This is a genomic window from Empedobacter sp. EJD.6dd (assembly GCF_057369435.1).
The window spans coordinates 980191-997937 of record NZ_CM170667.1 but is presented as its reverse complement, the minus strand read 5'-3'; the positions used below and the strand labels follow the sequence as shown (position 1 = coordinate 997937).

At 29.9% G+C, this 17747-nt stretch carries 16 protein-coding genes and 1 riboswitch; of the genes, 1 reads left to right on the top strand and 15 read right to left on the bottom strand.

The window, feature by feature from the left end; all coding sequences use genetic code 11:
- Positions 1 to 41: 41 nt before the first annotated feature.
- Positions 42 to 141, bottom strand: a riboswitch (SAM-I-IV-variant riboswitch).
- 68 nt (positions 142 to 209) lie between these two features.
- The 11 genes from AC2I98_RS04645 to udk form a co-directional block, all read right to left on the bottom strand.
- Positions 210 to 2099 carry an ABC-F family ATP-binding cassette domain-containing protein gene (locus AC2I98_RS04645; protein ID WP_486413464.1) on the bottom strand — a complete coding sequence of 630 codons (1890 nt, stop codon included), beginning with the start codon at positions 2097 to 2099 and terminating at the stop codon, positions 210 to 212.
- Between the two features lie 34 nt (positions 2100 to 2133).
- The gene (locus AC2I98_RS04640) at positions 2134 to 3315 is read right to left on the bottom strand and encodes an ABC transporter permease (RefSeq protein WP_486413463.1); all 1182 of its coding nucleotides are present in this window, start codon (positions 3313 to 3315) and stop codon (positions 2134 to 2136) included.
- 6 nt (positions 3316 to 3321) lie between these two features.
- On the bottom strand, positions 3322 to 4314 hold the full coding sequence (locus AC2I98_RS04635) for an HlyD family secretion protein (protein ID WP_486413462.1): 993 nt from the start codon (positions 4312 to 4314) through the stop codon (positions 3322 to 3324).
- A 5-nt stretch (positions 4315 to 4319) separates the two neighbouring features.
- Positions 4320 to 5699, bottom strand: coding sequence for a TolC family protein (locus AC2I98_RS04630; RefSeq protein ID WP_486413461.1), 1380 nt, complete (start codon positions 5697 to 5699; stop codon positions 4320 to 4322).
- A 147-nt stretch (positions 5700 to 5846) separates the two neighbouring features.
- The gene (locus tag AC2I98_RS04625) at positions 5847 to 6521 is read right to left on the bottom strand and encodes a hypothetical protein (protein ID WP_486413460.1); all 675 of its coding nucleotides are present in this window, start codon (positions 6519 to 6521) and stop codon (positions 5847 to 5849) included.
- A gap of 59 nt (positions 6522 to 6580) precedes the next feature.
- On the bottom strand, positions 6581 to 8380 hold the full coding sequence (locus tag AC2I98_RS04620; RefSeq protein WP_486413459.1) for an ABC transporter ATP-binding protein: 1800 nt from the start codon (positions 8378 to 8380) through the stop codon (positions 6581 to 6583).
- Positions 8381 to 10561, bottom strand: a complete 2181-nt coding sequence (locus AC2I98_RS04615) for an FUSC family membrane protein (RefSeq protein ID WP_486413458.1) — start codon at positions 10559 to 10561, stop codon at positions 8381 to 8383.
- 63 nt (positions 10562 to 10624) lie between these two features.
- Positions 10625 to 11791: a hypothetical protein gene (locus tag AC2I98_RS04610; RefSeq protein ID WP_486413457.1), complete on the bottom strand. Its 1167-nt coding sequence runs from the start codon at positions 11789 to 11791 to the stop codon at positions 10625 to 10627.
- Between the two features lie 125 nt (positions 11792 to 11916).
- The gene (locus AC2I98_RS04605; RefSeq protein ID WP_486413456.1) at positions 11917 to 13191 is read right to left on the bottom strand and encodes a methylmalonyl-CoA mutase family protein; all 1275 of its coding nucleotides are present in this window, start codon (positions 13189 to 13191) and stop codon (positions 11917 to 11919) included.
- On the bottom strand, positions 13184 to 13573 hold the full coding sequence (locus tag AC2I98_RS04600) for an FtsB family cell division protein (protein WP_486413455.1): 390 nt from the start codon (positions 13571 to 13573) through the stop codon (positions 13184 to 13186). Before AC2I98_RS04600 ends, AC2I98_RS04605 begins: the two co-directional genes overlap by 8 nt.
- Positions 13573 to 14199, bottom strand: a complete 627-nt coding sequence (gene udk, locus AC2I98_RS04595) for a uridine kinase (protein WP_486413454.1) — start codon at positions 14197 to 14199, stop codon at positions 13573 to 13575. The genes AC2I98_RS04600 and udk overlap by 1 nt, the downstream gene beginning before the upstream one ends.
- Positions 14200 to 14581: 382 nt before the next feature.
- Here udk and AC2I98_RS04590 point away from each other — a divergent pair, with 382 nt between their 5' ends.
- Positions 14582 to 15187, top strand: coding sequence for a DUF4126 domain-containing protein (locus AC2I98_RS04590; RefSeq protein ID WP_486413453.1), 606 nt, complete (start codon positions 14582 to 14584; stop codon positions 15185 to 15187).
- A gap of 70 nt (positions 15188 to 15257) precedes the next feature.
- Here AC2I98_RS04590 and AC2I98_RS04585 read toward each other — a convergent pair whose 3' ends face one another.
- The 4 genes from AC2I98_RS04585 to AC2I98_RS04570 form a co-directional block, all read right to left on the bottom strand.
- Complete coding sequence (locus AC2I98_RS04585) at positions 15258 to 15959, bottom strand: formyltransferase family protein (protein WP_486413452.1); 702 nt, start codon at positions 15957 to 15959, stop codon at positions 15258 to 15260.
- Between the two features lie 3 nt (positions 15960 to 15962).
- Positions 15963 to 16820 carry a BadF/BadG/BcrA/BcrD ATPase family protein gene (locus tag AC2I98_RS04580; protein ID WP_486413451.1) on the bottom strand — a complete coding sequence of 286 codons (858 nt, stop codon included), beginning with the start codon at positions 16818 to 16820 and terminating at the stop codon, positions 15963 to 15965.
- Between the two features lie 102 nt (positions 16821 to 16922).
- The gene (locus AC2I98_RS04575) at positions 16923 to 17372 is read right to left on the bottom strand and encodes a DUF4625 domain-containing protein (protein WP_486413450.1); all 450 of its coding nucleotides are present in this window, start codon (positions 17370 to 17372) and stop codon (positions 16923 to 16925) included.
- A gap of 48 nt (positions 17373 to 17420) precedes the next feature.
- A complete protein-coding gene (locus tag AC2I98_RS04570) occupies positions 17421 to 17741 on the bottom strand; it encodes a hypothetical protein (protein WP_486413449.1) in 321 nt (106 codons plus the stop codon).
- Positions 17742 to 17747 lie beyond the last annotated feature (6 nt).

The following is a 17747-nucleotide window of genomic DNA, read 5'->3' as shown; positions in this document are numbered from 1 at the left end:
GTTTCAATTTTTAATGATAAAAACAACAGGATAGAGTGGAGAATAACCTTTTATTTTGGCGTTTGCCCTCATTCTATACCACCGTAGCGCGGTTTTGGCTCGGTTGGTGTTCTGATTTTTCAGAAACTCCTGATGATTGATAGAGTAAATATAGAAATAATTTTTTAAAACAAAAAAAGGAACTCAAAAAAAGTTCCTTTTCAATATTTTTATTCGCTTAATTCTAACCAACGAAATTCTTTTTCTTCTAATTCGTCTACAATTTTTTGTAGTTCATCTCCAATAGTTGCGATTTTGTCATAACCTAAATTTGGGTCGGAAAGTAAATTTGTTAATTCTTCTTTTTTAGCTTCAAGAATTGGTAAAGATTGATTTATTTCGTCTAATTCTCGTTGCTCTTTGAACGATAATTTTCTTGGTTTTGCTTCCTTTATTTTTTCTTTAGATTCTACTTTTTCTTGAACTACAATTTCCTTTTCAATCTTTTTATCGTCAGCTTCTGGTTTATTTTTATCCTCGATATGATATTCTGTGTACGTTCCCATATAACGAGAAACTTTACCTTCTCCCTCAAATATCATCAATTCATCTACCACTTTATCCATAAAATAACGATCGTGAGAAACAACTAATAAACAACCTTGATATTCTTCTAAGAAACTTTCTAAAACTGTTAAAGTAGGCAAGTCCAAATCGTTTGTAGGCTCATCAAGAATCAAAAAGTTTGGATTTTTATATAAAATGGCTAATAATTGAAGTCGTTTTTTCTCACCACCACTTAATTTAGAAATAAAAGTATGTTGCTGTTCTGGTGTAAACAAAAACATTTCTAAGAACTGCTCTGCACGCATTTCTTTTCCACTTGCAAGAGGAAAAAAATCTGCTATATCTTTTACAAATTCTATAACACGTTCATCTTCTTTAAACTCGATTCCATCTTGTTTAAAATGTCCAATATTTAATGTATCTCCACGTTCAATAACTCCACTATCAGCAGGTTCAATTCCTTCAAGCATTTTTAAGAAAGTTGTTTTACCTACGCCATTTTTTCCTACTAAACCAATCTTTCCTCCGCGTGCAAAAATGTAAGAGAAATCGTCTAAAATTTTCTTTTGTCCAAATGCTTTCGATACATGCTCCATCTCGATAATTTTCTGACCCAAACGTGTCATCACCATCTCTAATTTCACTTGTTGATCTACAATTTTATGCTTAGCAACTTTTTCTGTATCATAAAATGCATCGATACGAGATTTAGATTTTGTTGTACGTGCCTGTGGTTGACGACGCATCCATTCTATTTCTTTACGGTAAAGATTTTTTGCTTTATCAATTGTTGCATTTTGATTTTCGATTCGTAACGCTTTATTCGTAATATACGTTTCGTAATTTCCTGAATGCACATACAATGTTTTGTCCTCCATTTCTAAAATTTTGGTACAAATTGCATCTAAGAAATAACGATCGTGCGTTACTAGAATCAAGGTTTTATTTTCTTTATTTAAGAAATATTCAAGCCATTCTACCATTTCGATATCCAAATGATTGGTAGGCTCATCTAAAATTAGAAGAACATATCCAGTTTCGAAACTCAAATCGATTAAAAACTTCGCTAATGAAATACGCTTACGTTGACCACCAGAAAGTTTTCCAATTTTTTGATCTAAGAAATCAATCTTTAGTTTCGATAAAATTTCTTTGATTGTAGGCTCAACTTTCCAAGCATCCAAAACGTCCATTTGCCCCATTAACTCAACTAATTCAGGGTTTGTCGGATCATTCTCAATCATATTGTCGTATTGACGAACAACATCTAGAACTTCGTTCGAATGATTGAAAATATATTCTTCACCCTTTAAATTTTCGTCAAAATCATCACTTTGATCTAACATTAGGATTTTAACACCTTTATTTGGACGAACAACACCTGAGTCGGCAGTTTCTAATCCTGCTAAAATTTTAAGTAAAGTAGATTTTCCACTTCCATTTTTTGCTACGAAAGCGATTTGATCACCTTCATTTACATGAAAATTGACATCTTCAAATAAAGTTCGGATTCCGTATGATTTGGTTAGATTTTCAACTGTAAGAAAATTCATGGCTTATTATCTGTTTTGTAAGTTAAAAAAGAAATTAAATCTTTTCTGTTTCGATTTGCTTGATCGATTGTTTAGCTTTTCTTATTTTAACGATTAAAAGAGCCAAAGATAAGACAAAGCAAATACTTCCTATTACAATTAGATTATTTAAATGTGGTTGAATTAGTGCTGGATCACCTTTTTCGATAAAAAGAATTCGAAATATTTTCAGATAATGTGTTAATGGAATACAATCTGCAATCACTTGAATCCATTTTGGCATTTGACTTAATGGCCAAGTGAAACCACTTAATATAAAACTTGGTGTTGCAACAACCATTAAAACTTCTGTAGCTTTTAGTTGACTTGGTAGTATAATACTAACCAAAAATCCTAAAAAACAAACAGCTAAAATAAATGCAAGTGAAGAAGTGAAAAATGGCCAAAATTCTGTTTCTAATTTCATGTTGTAAAACATGCCAAACCAATAATAAAGTAGAAAAATAAAAATTGACATGAATAAGTAAGGAAATGTTTTGACAAATAAAATAGTAAATGGATTAGAAGATTTTGAAACCAATTCATTAAAAGTTTTATTCTCAAATTCTGAAGCAAATGAAAGCGCTAAACCTAATAATAAAACTTGTTGTAAAACAGTTAATAAAACACCTGGAAGCATAAAATAAAGATAATTTCCACTTCTGATATTTTGTCGAATCATTGTTGATTTGAACGGTTCGTAACTTTGTGTAGCAACATATTCAGGAACACCTTGCTTGCGAGCAGTTTCGATTGAAATTCCAGCTTTCATTGTTGTTAAAACAGTAGTAACTGCAATAGCTGCGGTATTAGATGTTAACGTATTTGATCCGTCCACAAAATAGGCTATTTCGGGTAATTTCTTTTGTTGTAAATCTGCTTGAAAATTTCGAGGAATTATAATTACAACTTCAGCTCCGATTGCTAAAGCTTTATTCTTAGAATCAAATGTTGAAGGTAAAATTTCAGCAACTTTCACTGATTCATTTTCATCTAACATCTGAATAATTTTCTGACTTGTTGTAGTATGATCTTCGTCTACAACAATTATTGGCAAATCGGTTACATTCCCTTTTTTATATACATTTCCGATCAAAATACCATACATAATAGGTGCTCCCAAGAATAAAATGGGTAAAACTGGATTCTTGAAAAAGAGTTTAAATTCTCGTATGATTAAATGAAAAATAGTTTTCATCACAATTTATTTAGCGTTAAGATCCAAAATTATATTGGCTTTTGTAAGTAGTTGAGAAGCTTGTTTAGAATTAACAGGAACAATTTTTACTTCGTATTGTGATTGTTGTTGATCAATATCTGGATAAGCTGTTGAGATATTAGCATAAGAATTGAGTGCTTTTATCGAAACAATTTTTCCCTTCAATGTCATATTATTTTTATAAGGAACTTTTAGTATTACTTCTTGATTCTTTTGCAATTGACCGATTTTATTTTCTGGAATTGTAAATCGAAAAAAAGTAGATTCTTCTAGAATTCCGTTTGCAATAGAATATCCAGCCAAAGCTAATTCACCAACTTTGAGATTGATTGTTTCTACTGTCATATTCTGAGGCGCCTTGATGTATCTTTCAGCTTCAGCAACATCTACTTCTTGTAACGCACCTAAAGCACGCTCTTTTTGCCCCAACGCCATTTCTTGCTGTTCTATGCGTGCCCCATTTTCGGCGTCAGCAAGTTCAGCTGTTGCAGCCAAATACTGATTTTTAGCGCCTTGATATTTTGCATAAACTTCATCATAACTTTGTTGCGGAACAAGACTATCTCGTAACATGTTTTTTAAACGTCGATTAGATTTTTCTGCAAAATCTAATTGTTCTTTTAAACCTGAAACTTTAGCGCGCAATTGTTTCAATTGATTTTCTGTAGCCCCTTTTTTAGCCATTTTATATTGTGCTTCTGCTGAATTTACAGCACCTTCTGCTTGACTTTTCTTTGCATCAACTTCAGGTAATTGTAAAACAAAAAGTGTTTCACCTTTTTTTACTTCATCACCTTCGTGAACCAAAATCTGATCTATTTTTCCAGGTATTTTGGTAACAACACTAATTTGATCACGCTCAATTTTTCCTTGAAAAATAGTTTGTTCGTCTTTTTTATTTTCTTTTTCAGATGACTTACAATTGGTGTAAAGTAATATTCCGGTTAGAGCAAAAATATAGTATAGTGTATTTTTCATGGTTTTTAATTTGTTAATTGATTAAACAATTCTCCAGAAGTTTGGAGTAATTCGTAAGTTTTGGAACGTTGATCTAAGATTTGTGAATAATAACCTAAATTAACTTTGTAAAAATCATTTTCTGCAGCTAAACGTTCGGTTACATCAATCAATCCTTCCTGAAAACGTTTAGAAGCAATTTCTAAATTATTTGTTGCAATGATATTTTGTTGAAGATTTACTTTCAGTTTTTCAGAAGATGTTTCGTAATCAATTTTGTTTTTACTTAATAATAAATTGAGTTTTTCTTGAGAATCTTTCAATTTATTTTCATTAATCATGATATCAGTTTTAGCTTGCGCTAATTTATTTTTATGTTGACCACCATCTAATAATTCCCATTTTGCACCAACTCCAATTAGAATATTAGGGAATAAAGAAAATTGATTCATTTTTAAGTTCACATCACCTAATAAATCAACATCTTTAAGTTTGAATCTACTTGCAAAAATCGAAGTATAATTGGTATTTGCAAAAGCAAAAACTTGGGGTAAATGTGAACCTTTTTCTTTTTGATATAAAAATTCGTATGCTTTTACCGAATGTTCGAGCGCTTTTAATTCTTTTTTATTTTCTAAGCTATAGCTTGACGAAAGAATATCAATTGGAACAAGTTCATATTGTATTTGCTGTAAATCTTCAGTAGACATATGTGTAAGCGTCTCCAATTTTTTGAAGAGTAACTGTCGATTTCCATTTAGCTCAACTTTTCTGGCTTCTAATTCTAGCATCGCTAATTTTATTTTTTCACGATCATAAGGAATTGCTAAACCATTTTGAATTGCATTTTGAACTTTTAAATGTTCTTTATCTAAACGTTTTGCTGAGTTTGTAATTAATTCTTCAACTTTACCTAATAACATTAATTGATCATAGGTTTGAAGAATATCTTTTGTTATCGTTTCTTTTTCTGCTTCTTTTAAATAGTCTAACGCTGTGCTTTTTTCTTGAATAGCATTTAATGCATTTGGAATTTGTAATCCCGAAAAAATAACTTGCGTAGCATTTATACCAATCGTAAACAAACCTGCTGAAGTATTAAATTTTTGATTTCCAGCAAACAATTCAGTAGATAATAAATCAATTGATTTGGTAGGAATGTCTATTATTCCATTTGAGTTAAGATAACCTCCCAAGGCGATTGCAGATAAGTTTGGTTGTCTTTTACCTTTTACTTCATCGTATTGATAATTGTTTTTTTCGATTTCAAGTTGTTTATTTTTCAATTCATAACTAGATTCTATAGCTTTTTCGATAGGTAATTTCAATTGAGGATCTATTAATTGTTGACCAAAAGAAAAGTAAGAGAGGAAAGAGATTAAAGAAAAATAACGGACGCTTAGCATGGCTTTGTTTTATCATAAATTTAACAAAAAATATACCATGAATAGAAATGCAATATTAGAAAAGAATTAAAATTAAAAATCCTGAAACTGTTTAAGGGTTCAGGACTTCCAAAAATTGCCAATAAGATGGCGCATAGTTCAATGTATTTAATATTTTTTATCAATAATGTCTAGCGTTTCATTTACAGATTCTTTCATCATTTTTTCTAAATAATCTGTTGAAGATTTTGTGATTGGTTCATTAATATACTTTGTTCCTCCAATAGTTTCACTATATTTTAATGAATTGTTTTTAAGATCTAAAATATTGATATAAACATATGTTTTTGCAATATATTTCAGCTTATTTGCTGGGTCAAAATCTAAGCCAGATTTTACATTAATCACAACTAAATCATCTAATTTGATTATGTTTTTAAGATCATTAAAATTTACTTGATTTACATTTTCTTTTGTAATTAATTCGTTTGGAATATTTTTTTTATCAAATTTTTCAATCATTTGATAATCATAATGATTGTCATTTAAAATTTTGACAGATTTATCATGAATTATTTTTACAAGATCAAATTTTGAGTTTAATTGTTTTAGTTGATTCTCAATTGATTTTGAATCTATATTATTATCTAATTCTTGAGAATTATGATCAAAAAAACCAATTGAATCAATATTAATTACTACACCAACTTTACTCACAGGAATATCTAAAGCACTTTCGTAAGTTAATGTATTGATGGCTAAATCTTTTGGAGCTTCCTTTTTTTGCTCACAAGATTGTGCGACGAACAACAATCCTATTATTAAATAAATTAAATTTTTCATGTGCCAACCTATTAATTGTTTTAAAGGTAGTGATTAATAATGTTTTATAATACTTTTTTTTAATAATTTTCTTCCTCGTCATCATCAAATGTTTTTGCTATTTTTTCGATGTTTAAACTCTTTGCCATTGCATCAAAAATTTCTTTATACGTACCATTCATTTTATAAACATCTTCGTGAATACCATTTTCTACAACTTCACCTTGTTTCATGACATAGGTATAATCTGCATCGATAATTTGAGAAATACTATGCGAAATAATGATCACAGTTCGGTCTTTTTTAATCGCATCTAAACTATTTTTGATTTGTTCTGTTGCAATTGCATCTAAACTTGCAGTTGGTTCGTCTAAGAAAATAATCGGCGGATTTTTAAGAAACATACGCGCTATTGCTATACGTTGTTGTTGACCACCTGAAAGTAATAACGCTTTTGATTGATAACCTTCGGGCAAATCCATAATTTGTTCATGAATATAAGCTCGCTTTGCAGCATCTTCTATTTCTTCAAAAGTTGCATTTACATTTCCGTATCGAATATTTTCCTCAATAGTTCCATTAAAAATGTGATTTTTTTGCAGCACCAAACCAATATTATTGCGTAAATATTGTGTGTCATATTCTTCTAAATCGATTCCATCTAATAGAATTTTTCCCGAATCTGGTTGATAAAATTTGTCTAATAAATTAATTACAGTACTTTTTCCTGCTCCAGATAAGCCAACCAAAGCTGTAATTTTATTGGGTTGGATGATCATATTGATGTTTTTTAAAGCTTTGTAGCCATTTGGATAGGAGAAATCAACGTTTTGGATTTCAAATTTTCCTTTCAAAGTTTTTGGGATATAATTTCCTGAAGATTCTTTTTCGTTATCTGCTTTCAAAATCCCAAAGAAACTTTCAGAATAAATCATGGCATCATTCATTTCATCATAAATTCGATGCAATTGACGAATTGGTGCCGAAACGTTATTGAACAATAAAATATGAAACATAATTGCTCCAATTGTCATTTGTCCATCAAGTACTAAATAAGCGGTTAAAATAATGATAATCACTACACCAAATTGTTCGATAAACGATTTCAATCCATCAAAAAAGAAACTTGTTTTTCGGGTTTGCATCTGATTATTCGTCAATTCTTTTTGAAGCGCAAGTTGTTTTTTTCCTTCTATATCTTCTCGGTTAAATGATTTTATCACTGTAATAGAATCAATTATACTGATAATTCCTTGTGATTTTTGTTCGCGGTAACCTCTTAAATTACGACGCCAACCACTTAATTTCTTAGCTTGTTGTTGTGTGATAATAAAATAAATAGGAACAATGCAAAGTCCAACTAGACCGACATAAAAATTGGCGTTAAACATTAGAATCAATGCAACAATTGAGTTAGCAAAAAGAGGTAAAATATCGATGAAAAAGTTTTGAACCAAACGCGTTAAACTTTCAATCCCTCTATCTATACGAGTTTGAAGTTTTCCTGCTTGATTATCTTGATTGGTATAAAAAGCCATTCTATAAGTTAGAATTTTTTCAATTATAGCTTGTGCCAAATCTTGAGAAACTAAAATTCGAAGTTTTTCACCATAATATTTTTGTCCAAATGTTATAAAAGCATTTAAAATTTCTTTCGTCATCAAAACAATTGTGATGAATGAAATGATTTTTAGGCCTTCTTTGAGTCCTTTTCCCGCTTCAACCAATCCGTTTATAGAATCTACTGTATATTGTAAAATCAAGGCATTTACTTGAGAAGTAAACGAACCAACCAATGTTAATAATAGTGTTGCAACAACTAATGATCGATAGGGTTTTACAAACGGGCGTAGATTTTTAAATAGTTGGATTATGGTCATTTATTCTTCTTTTATAGGTTGTTCTTTCACAAAAACATGTCCAACTTTTGTAAAATCATACGCAATTTCATATAAATACTCTAAAAGATCTTCAATCAATTCAGAATCATTCTGTAAAGCTTCAGTTTCAATATCAGTGTACGCTATTGTTTTCTCTTTAAACTCAATTGTTTTTGGTAAATTTTCTGTTTCATACTCACCATAAAGTCGAATATTTTGAAGCAATAATTGTAAAATTTTCTTCATTAATCTAATATGTTCAGAAGTCAGAATTACTGAATTATTCTTTTTGATAATTTTTACTAGACCAACTGAATAGGAAACAAATGATTGATTGAAAATAGTAAACTTGTTCAATTGATCTGCGTTTTCTTGTTTTCCTTTGGGTTCTGAAATAACACGTTGAAAAACCGAATTGATATTTGCCATTGCAATAAAAACATCTTTCCGTGCCAATTTATAATCTGTCGTTGAAACTTCGTTATCAGCTAATTTTTTAAAAATTAAAAATATAAACTCATAATTCGCAATCAAGGCTTTCTGAATATATTCGTTCATGCTATTTTTTTCCCATGTAGGCAAAATTAAATAACAGGAAATAAAGGCCATAAATCCTCCAACTAATGTATCTATTGTTCGTTCTTGAATAATGTACAACGAATCTTTATGTGAATAAAAGCTAAAGGAAATTAAAATATATGCGGTTAAATAAAATGTTCCAACTGCATATTTATGACGAATAAAAGTATAGGCCATTAACATAAAAAATAGCATTAAAACGAAACGAATTGCTTCTTGTGGCACGATAAGAAGAACCAAAACACCAACTAAACCACCTGCTATTGTTCCTTTTAATCTTTGAAAATTTCTCTTCTTTGTAACACTAAAACCAGGTTTTAAGATTACAAGAACGGTCATTAAAATCCAATAACTGTGATAGGTCATAGGGATAATAAAAGTTACACCATAAGCCAACAGAATAACAATAGACGAACGAATGGCATGTCTAAAAATGGATGATTTTAGGTTTAAATGCTCTTTTAATTTTTCGAATGAATAATCAACAGTGGGTTGAAAATGCTCTACGTGGTCTAATGGATTTTTCTTTTTTTCTGTGAATGAATCGTCATAAAAAAATTTATGAATAAATTCAATTTTGTAAACAACTTGTTTTAAATTGATGTAAATTTTAGTTAAAACAATTGGTTTTTTGCCTTCTGCGTATAATTCTTTAATCGCATCATCAATTTTTTTTAATTCGGCATCAAAATCAAAAGAAGGTTTTTTGGGACGTTTATTAGAATTGATATGATAAGCAATCATTTTTAACTCATGCGCTAATTTATTCATCATATTATAAATTTTGCGCATAGCTTTTGTATCACCATATTGCTCTCTAATTTTTTGGTAATCGTATTGTGTTGCAGTAATATGTTCGAAAATATCGATTAAATCAGAAAAAATAAATACAATAGAGCGACCAATTGGCGTCTGGTCTTTTACCAATTTTTTGTTTGTAAAAACTAATTCACGAACTAAATTTTGCTTTTCATTAATTACCACATGTTCATCAATCAATTTTTTGATAATATCATCGTAATTAGAGTCTTTATCAAACATCGAAGCTTTTATTCGTATATATTCTGAAATGTGAATCATAGCATCAGCAAGATTTTGTTGTGCCATTCGATAAGGACGAAATGTACTAATTGCTAAACTAAAAATGGTATACCATGTTGCACCGGCCGTAATATATAGCGCAATATGAAGTGGAGATAAATCCTGTCGCAAATCATTCATGTTCATAACCATCGACATCATAATCACCATTCCAAGTGCACTCATACGTTGTCCCCAAACGGTTAACATGTTAGAAAAGAAAACAGTAATGGTTAAGCAAAATCCTAAAAATATCGGAAAACTATTAATTGATTTTGTAAAAAAAGTGACAAGAAAAATTAAAATAACTGATAGCCACATCAAATTTCGACGCTCTTTAAATGGCCCAGGTGTATCTGTCATATGCGCTAAAACCGCTCCAAGGCTAATCGTAACACCTACATATAATTCACCAAAAAAACTAGCTACAATAGGGGGAATAACAATTGCCAAAGAGGTTTTTAAACCATCTGCAAGAGCTTCGCCATAGATAAAGTTTTCGATTTTATTTTTGAGTTCCAAGTGAGAAATTTTAGGGTTGAAAAATTGTTGTATAAAATTAGCACAACTTTTCTCGAAACCCAACTAAACACGAGAAGTTTTTAGAATATGAAATCCATTTATACTTTGGGTAAAAATAAGTGTTGTTTCGCCACCATCTGTAATTTTGAATTTCTTTTTTATGATGTCAATAGATTGATTGTAATTTTTGACCAACAGATTTGCTTTGCTTTTAAGGATTTCTTTTTTAGGATTGTTAATATGTTGTTCAACGAAATAAATCTTTCCTGGAAAATCTTCTAAAAGTTCGTCTGACGAATATAAATGTGTATTTTGATGTAGTTTGTGAAGATTTAATTTTTCGCTTAATAATTTGAATGCACCTGTTTTAAGAATAGCAGTATTTGGTTCGTAAATATAACTTTGAACAGAACCAAAACTTGCATTTGCATAATGCTCGTCTTCAAAATTAAACGAAAATGCTGATTGATTGCTTTCTAAATTAATAGCTTTAATCAATGGATTTTTAGTAGAAGAATCTTTGTCTAAAATGATTAGAAAATCTTTTACTTCATTTTTTAGTGCGATAATATGTATTTCCGAAATAGAATCAATTTGCTGTAGAGTAGAAGTGATGTCTAATAAAGGAGAAAGTTTAATCATTACTTTTTCTGACTTTTCGAAAAAAGTTGGAATCCATTCTAATATATTAGGTTCTAAATCTTCTAAAATAAATTTTCTTCCACTCGAATTTCTTCTTGCAGGATCTAAATAAATTACATCAAATTTTAGATTTGGATTTTCTTCAAAAAAAGCCTGAAAAGTTCCTGTGTATGTTTCTAAATTAGGAGCTAAAATTTGTGCATTATGTTCTACAATTTCACTTAATTCAGAATTTTGTTCGATGTGATATACTTTTTCAAAACTCTTCGCAAAAACCATGATGTCAATCCCAAAACCAGCTGTTAAATCAATCAAAGATTTCCCCTTAACTAACGTAGATTTGTATGTTGCAGTAGCCTCAGAACTTGCTTGTTCTAAATTTATAGAAGGAGGAAAGTAAATATTTTCGGTCGAATATAATGTTGGAAATTTATGTTTAGAAACTTGTATTCCTTTTAATTGTTGCGCAATTTCGGCAGAAGATATTTCATCAAATAACGACTTTTTCAAACCAATGGATTTAAAATCTTCGTGTTCGATTGTTTTTAGATAATCTTGAAATTCTTTTGTTAAAATAGTTGGATTCAAAATATTATATGTTGAAATATTTAATTTACTAAAAATAAAACTTCAGTAACCGATGTGGATACTGAAGTTTCAGTTATATTATTGAGTTATTTAATGAAATTGATGTCCAAATTCATTAGAAGTACTTATTTTTTCTCTTCTTTTTCAGCTAATCTTGTCGGAACAATAGGAATAAAAAGTGCTTGTTTTACAATCTTTTCCTTGCGTGGTTTTTCGATTACATCAGCTGGATTTCTAAATTTATTTACACCAATTAATTTAATGATTTGCTCATCAAACTCTTTTTGCTCTTTTTTAGCACTTGTGTAAATAAAATCCTGAATAGTTTCGTTTTGTAAAGCATTTACAAAACCACCCGCATTTTGAATAGTTTTGAATAATTCTAATGCATTTTCAGCCATTTGATTTGTTAAGCTTTCGATGTAAAAAGAACCAGCAGCAGGATCTGCAAATTGATTTAGATAGGACTCTTTTTGTAACAATAATTGCTGTTTTGCAGCTAATTCTAATCCAAAATCTGATTCATTATTTATTTCATCATACGAGCCTACAAAAACAGCATCACTCGAACCAAAAATAGCCGAAGAAGCTTCTACTGTAGAACGAATAACGTTATTGTAAATGTCTAATTTAGATTTGTTTCGATCAGAAGTTGATGTAAAAATAAATGCTTCACTTTCTTTGTTATATTGCTCTAAAATCATTTTCCATAAAAAACGGAAAGCTCTTAGTTTAGCAATTTCGAAGAAATAATTACTTCCTACAGCGAATTTAAAGTACATTTTGTCTGCGATATCTGCACCAAAATTCTCTAAATATTCTACTGCATGCGCAAGTGTTATTGCAATTTGTTGTACATGATTAGCACCAGCATTTTGATAAACATCTGCTTGAATAGAAATAACTTTTTCAAAATTTTTCAAATTCAAAGCTTCTTTAATCAATTCTTTTGAGGCTTTTTCTGTGTCATTTTGCCATAATCCGTTTTGAGCTAAATAACCAAAAATATCTAAATCTAAATATTTAAGATTTGGAAGGGTTTCAAGGGATTTCAAATCAGAAGTTCCATCGTATTTGATGAATAAATCTAAATAATCTGGAAGTTCTAAAGATGAATTAGCTTCATTTTGATTAATTAAATAACCATATAAAAAGCTGTAATCTTGGTTTTTATTTCCTGTATATTTCGAAATAATTTTCCAATCTTTTGATGATTTTGGTAAAGGCTGAATGTTAGAATAATCAACATCATCTTTTGTATATAATGGTTTTACATTAATTTGGTCATTTGTTCCCCAAACCAACGTTTCGTTATATTCTAATCCTTTTAGTTCAACCTGAACTTTGTTTTTCCATTCTTTTTCAGAAATCGTGTCGAAATCTTCAAATAATTTACTCATTTTCTTGGTTTTGTGGCTTCGCAACTTTTTCTTGCTGAATGATAAAAATATCCTCGTCATCTTTTTTCAAGAAATGTTTTTCTCTTGCGATGCGTTCTATTTCAGCAGGATTACTATTTAGTTGATTTAATTTTTCAGTTTCCTTATCCAAATGGTCTTGGTAATATTGTTCGTCAACTTCTAATAATCTAACTTGTTTATCTAATTCACGGTGTACAAAAAAAGAATTTTGGTCGAAAAAAATCATCCAAACAGCAAACGCAACCGTTAAAATAAAGTAACGATTCCAAATAAATTTGAAGACAAATGTATCTTTAATTTTTCTTTTCGGTACTTCCGGTGTAAGTTCTTCGTCAAAGATTTCTTCCGATTTTTCTTTCATTATACAGTAGTTTTAGAGTTGAGTTTTTCTTTAATTACAGTTGATAAAACTTTAATTGCGACAGAATTCTTCTTTTTCATATTTGGAATAATAATGTCAGCATAATTTTTAGAGGGTTCTATAAATTGTTGATGCATTGGTTTTAACGTTTTTTGATAACGTGTTAAAACTTCATCCAAATCACGTCCGCGTTCTTGTATATCACGGCGTACACGACGAATTAAACGCTCGTCAGAATCTGCATGAACAAAGATTTTTACATCAAATAAATCACGTAAATCTGCATCTGTAAGGACTAAAATACCTTCTACGATAATAACAGATTGAGGATGTGTCAAAATTGTTTCCTCTTTGCGACTATGTGTAATAAACGAATATACAGGTTGCTCGATTGATACTCCACTTTTTAGTAAAGCAACATGTTCTTTCAATAACTCAAAATCAATTGATCTTGGGTGATCAAAGTTTATTTTAGAACGTTCGTCAAATGATAATTCGGGATGATCTTTATAATAATTATCTTGAGAAATAACGATAACACTTTCTGCGTTAAGATCTCTCAAAATATTATTTACAACGGTTGTTTTACCTGAACCTGTACCTCCTGCAATTCCTATTACCAGCATTTTTGTTTTATTATTTTTTTTAATTTCGTTTGATGTTTCCATTGCAAGAGTTCTCGTAAAATTTCCTTAAAGATAAAATTTTCCTTTCAGAAATTAAAATAAAAAGAAATTGATTCTTGCAAAATATTAAATGTTGTCGTGAAGAAGTTTTGGTTGATCGATTTTGAGAAAAGAAATAACAGTCAATCCATTTTAAAGTAGATTGAGTTATTACTCGATTATTTAGATGTAGTTCAAACATTTAGGTTTATTTACACAAAAAAAGTACTTTGCAGTACTTGGTTTCTCTTAATCGGATGCAAAGGAAAGAAAAAATAATAAAAACTTTATATTTTTTATCATTATATTTATATAATCAGAAATAATATAAAATACTAAAACTATGAACGATTTATTATCAATGTCAACCATTTTCTCTCTATTTCTCGGAATTGGATTAGCAGCTGCCGCAGGATTCAGAATTTTTTTACCATTATTCGTATTAAGTTTAGCCGTAAAATTTGGTGGAAGCTTTATCAATCTAGACGAAAGTTGGATGTGGGTTGGAAGTACTCCAGCTTTAATCACACTTGGTGTAGCAATGTTAGTAGAAATAGGCGCTTATTATATTCCAGTTATTGATAATCTTTTGGACACGATTGCAGTACCATTAGCAGGGATTGCAGGAACTATAGCAGTTGGAATTACTATGCCAGAAATGAATGAAGTTGCAACTTGGGCATTAGCAATAATAGCAGGTGGAGGAACAGCTGCTGCAATTAGTGGAACTACTGCCGCCGCACGAGCCGTTTCAACTACGACAACAGCTGGAGCAGGTAATTTTTTAGTCAATACTGGTGAAACATTTAGTTCGATAGTTTTGAGTATTACAGCAATTGTTTTAGCTCCATTAGCGTTTATTTTTGTATTGATTATTTTATATGTCTGCTATAGAGCTTATAAAAGTGTCCGAAAAAAAGGTGACGAGTTATTAGCGAAAGAATTGTAAATAATATAAATAAAAAACAGGCTAACCAATTGGTTAGCCTAATTTATTTATTTTGTGCTTTTAAAAATATTTATTCCCTTTTATATTTTTCTTTATAAGCTTCAAATGCTTGCATCAAGTTTTCTTCAATGGCTTTTGGCATTCTGCGTGTAGCATCGAATTCGTTTGATGAAAGTGATTTGAATTCTGAAAGTGTTGGAATTAATTCAATCGAATTTACCAACATTTCAATTTCTGTTTCATATTGACGATAAGCGACTGCATGAAACGTATCATTTGCAAAAATTGGAATATATTGCTGTTCAATCAAAAAACCAGCGTCAGCTTCCATATCTACAAAATGAGTTGTTACACCAATTTCTACTCCTTTTGTAATTGCCCATTTTAGAGAATCTAATCCTCTTGTTAAAGGTAAAAAACCTGGGTGAGTATTAATGATTTTATGATTTTCAACCAATTCATCAGGTAATAATCCTGCACCTGCAATAATCACATAATCTGCTTTAAAATCATTTAATTGATTATTCAATGTATCAGCAGTTGTTAACTCAAAATCGTAATTAAAGTTTTGACAAAAATCATTCAATTCAACTTGAATTGCTTTACTTGGACGATGTTGATAAATAGGTTTGAAAGGATTTTCTCTTTGTACAAAAGGCAATGCAAATACTTTTATATTTTTGTAACCTTTCGCTTTAAATCCATTCAAAACATCTTGTGTTTTACGATGAGGTGTGTTATAAGAGATTACTGCAATTTTTGGTTGATTCATTTTCTATTTATTAATTAAATATTTTTTATGGTAATCAACTACATTATCAATTGGTTTTCTAATAATATGTCCAACTGTTAAGTGATATTCAGCAGCAACAGAACGAATTACATCTTCGTAAATGTGAGCAATAGAACCAATGAAATTTAATTCAGAATGACGAGCTTCTTCGTAAGGCATAATTTGATATTCGATAAAAGAAGACATTGCGTCATAAATAATTTTCTGAATAAATGGATCATTTTTATGCTCAACGACAAACTTATTAAATGAAGCTAAATACGTGTTTGCAAATTTATTTTGGTACACATTTTTATTTAACTCATCTACAGATAATTTGTAATAATCATCAAAAGCTTTTGCTAAATGTGGAGGCATCTTTTTTGTGTAGAATGCACGTAAAACACGTTTTCCTAAGTCATTTCCAGAACCCTCATCTCCTAAAATGTAAGCCAAAGATTTTGTTTCTTCACGCATTGTTGTTCCGTCAAAATAACAAGAATTAGATCCTGTTCCCAAGATACAAACCATTGCTGGTTTTCCCATATATGTTGCATAACATGCTGCCAATAAATCATGGTCTACGACAAGTTCTGCATTTGTAAAGAATTTATTTAAACCATTTTTTATAACCTCGTGCATGGCTTCACTTGATGTTCCTGCACCATAAAAAAAGATTTTTGTAAACTCTGATGCTACTGGCGCAAAATCTTCGTTTTTTTGTAATTCAGCAGTAATATCTTCTGCCGTTACAAAATATGGATTAAATCCAATTGTATTTGTTCTAAAAACTTCATTTAGGTCACTATCTAAAATCACCCAATCTGTTTTAGTAGAACCGCTATCAGCTATTGCAATCATTTTTTTGTTTTGATATATTTGAAGAGTGCTAAAATAACATTCTTTTAACAATGAACATAAAAAAACGCCTGAAATTTCAGACGTTTTTTCTTATTTTAACGATTAATGATCGTGGTCATGATCTACTACATCGATTTCGATAAATGTTTGAGATTGATTTCCAGCTTTGTCTATCAAATATAATCCAAGATGATAATGTCCAGCTGTTATTCCTTCTGCAGGAATCTGTACTTTATGCGAAAAAGCATACTCTTTTTTCCCAGATGGTATACTTTCTTCTTTACTATATTCCCAATTTACAGCAGCCGATTTGTGCTCATGTCCATCTCCAGCATAATGAATATCTACTTTTACAGAACCAAGTTCAATATTGTCTTTCAAAATAGCTTCAATATTGATAACATCTCCTAAATGAATATGAGCGTCATCTTTTGGAGATATTAAATTGATTTCTGGTTTTGTCGTATCTAATTCCATCGAATCTTCTGCGCAAGAAACTGTGAATAATGCAACGATTGAAATAAATGTATAGTTTAAAATTGAATTTTTCATTGTTTTAATTTTTTTGAATTGAATATTGATTTTAAGATTTTGGTTGAATTAATTATGTTCAAAATCTTGTGGTGGTCCACGAGTAAAACGATATTCAATCGTAGAAAAGTATAATTTTTCTACAGGTTCAAAACTTATTTCTTTGTAAAATTCTTCGTTAGAATTATTGTCAATTTTTGGTTCATCATGCGTATCAATAAAAACAGTATAAAATGTAAAATGATTACATTGATGATGAATTACTTCTTTCTTTTGGTTTGAAATTTCTTGCGAGTGATCAATTAAAGAAAAATGTAATTGATTAAAAATTGGAATCGAAAAAAGAATAATACTAAAGAAAAGTCCAAAAATAGGATGTCTCTTTTTCATGTATCA

Coding starts and splice junctions, on each gene's coding strand:
- AC2I98_RS04605 (WP_486413456.1), bottom strand. CDS start 13,191: ATGAGTAAATTATTTGAAGATTTCGACACGATTTCTGAAAAAGAATGG.
- AC2I98_RS04590 (WP_486413453.1), top strand. CDS start 14,582: ATGAACGATTTATTATCAATGTCAACCATTTTCTCTCTATTTCTCGGA.
- AC2I98_RS04600 (WP_486413455.1), bottom strand. CDS start 13,573: ATGAAAGAAAAATCGGAAGAAATCTTTGACGAAGAACTTACACCGGAA.
- AC2I98_RS04640 (WP_486413463.1), bottom strand. CDS start 3,315: ATGAAAACTATTTTTCATTTAATCATACGAGAATTTAAACTCTTTTTC.
- AC2I98_RS04620 (WP_486413459.1), bottom strand. CDS start 8,380: ATGACCATAATCCAACTATTTAAAAATCTACGCCCGTTTGTAAAACCC.
- AC2I98_RS04625 (WP_486413460.1), bottom strand. CDS start 6,521: ATGAAAAATTTAATTTATTTAATAATAGGATTGTTGTTCGTCGCACAA.
- AC2I98_RS04580 (WP_486413451.1), bottom strand. CDS start 16,820: ATGATTGCAATAGCTGATAGCGGTTCTACTAAAACAGATTGGGTGATT.
- udk (WP_486413454.1), bottom strand. CDS start 14,199: ATGCTGGTAATAGGAATTGCAGGAGGTACAGGTTCAGGTAAAACAACC.
- AC2I98_RS04585 (WP_486413452.1), bottom strand. CDS start 15,959: ATGAATCAACCAAAAATTGCAGTAATCTCTTATAACACACCTCATCGT.
- AC2I98_RS04630 (WP_486413461.1), bottom strand. CDS start 5,699: ATGCTAAGCGTCCGTTATTTTTCTTTAATCTCTTTCCTCTCTTACTTT.
- AC2I98_RS04635 (WP_486413462.1), bottom strand. CDS start 4,314: ATGAAAAATACACTATACTATATTTTTGCTCTAACCGGAATATTACTT.
- AC2I98_RS04570 (WP_486413449.1), bottom strand. CDS start 17,741: ATGAAAAAGAGACATCCTATTTTTGGACTTTTCTTTAGTATTATTCTT.
- AC2I98_RS04575 (WP_486413450.1), bottom strand. CDS start 17,372: ATGAAAAATTCAATTTTAAACTATACATTTATTTCAATCGTTGCATTA.
- AC2I98_RS04645 (WP_486413464.1), bottom strand. CDS start 2,099: ATGAATTTTCTTACAGTTGAAAATCTAACCAAATCATACGGAATCCGA.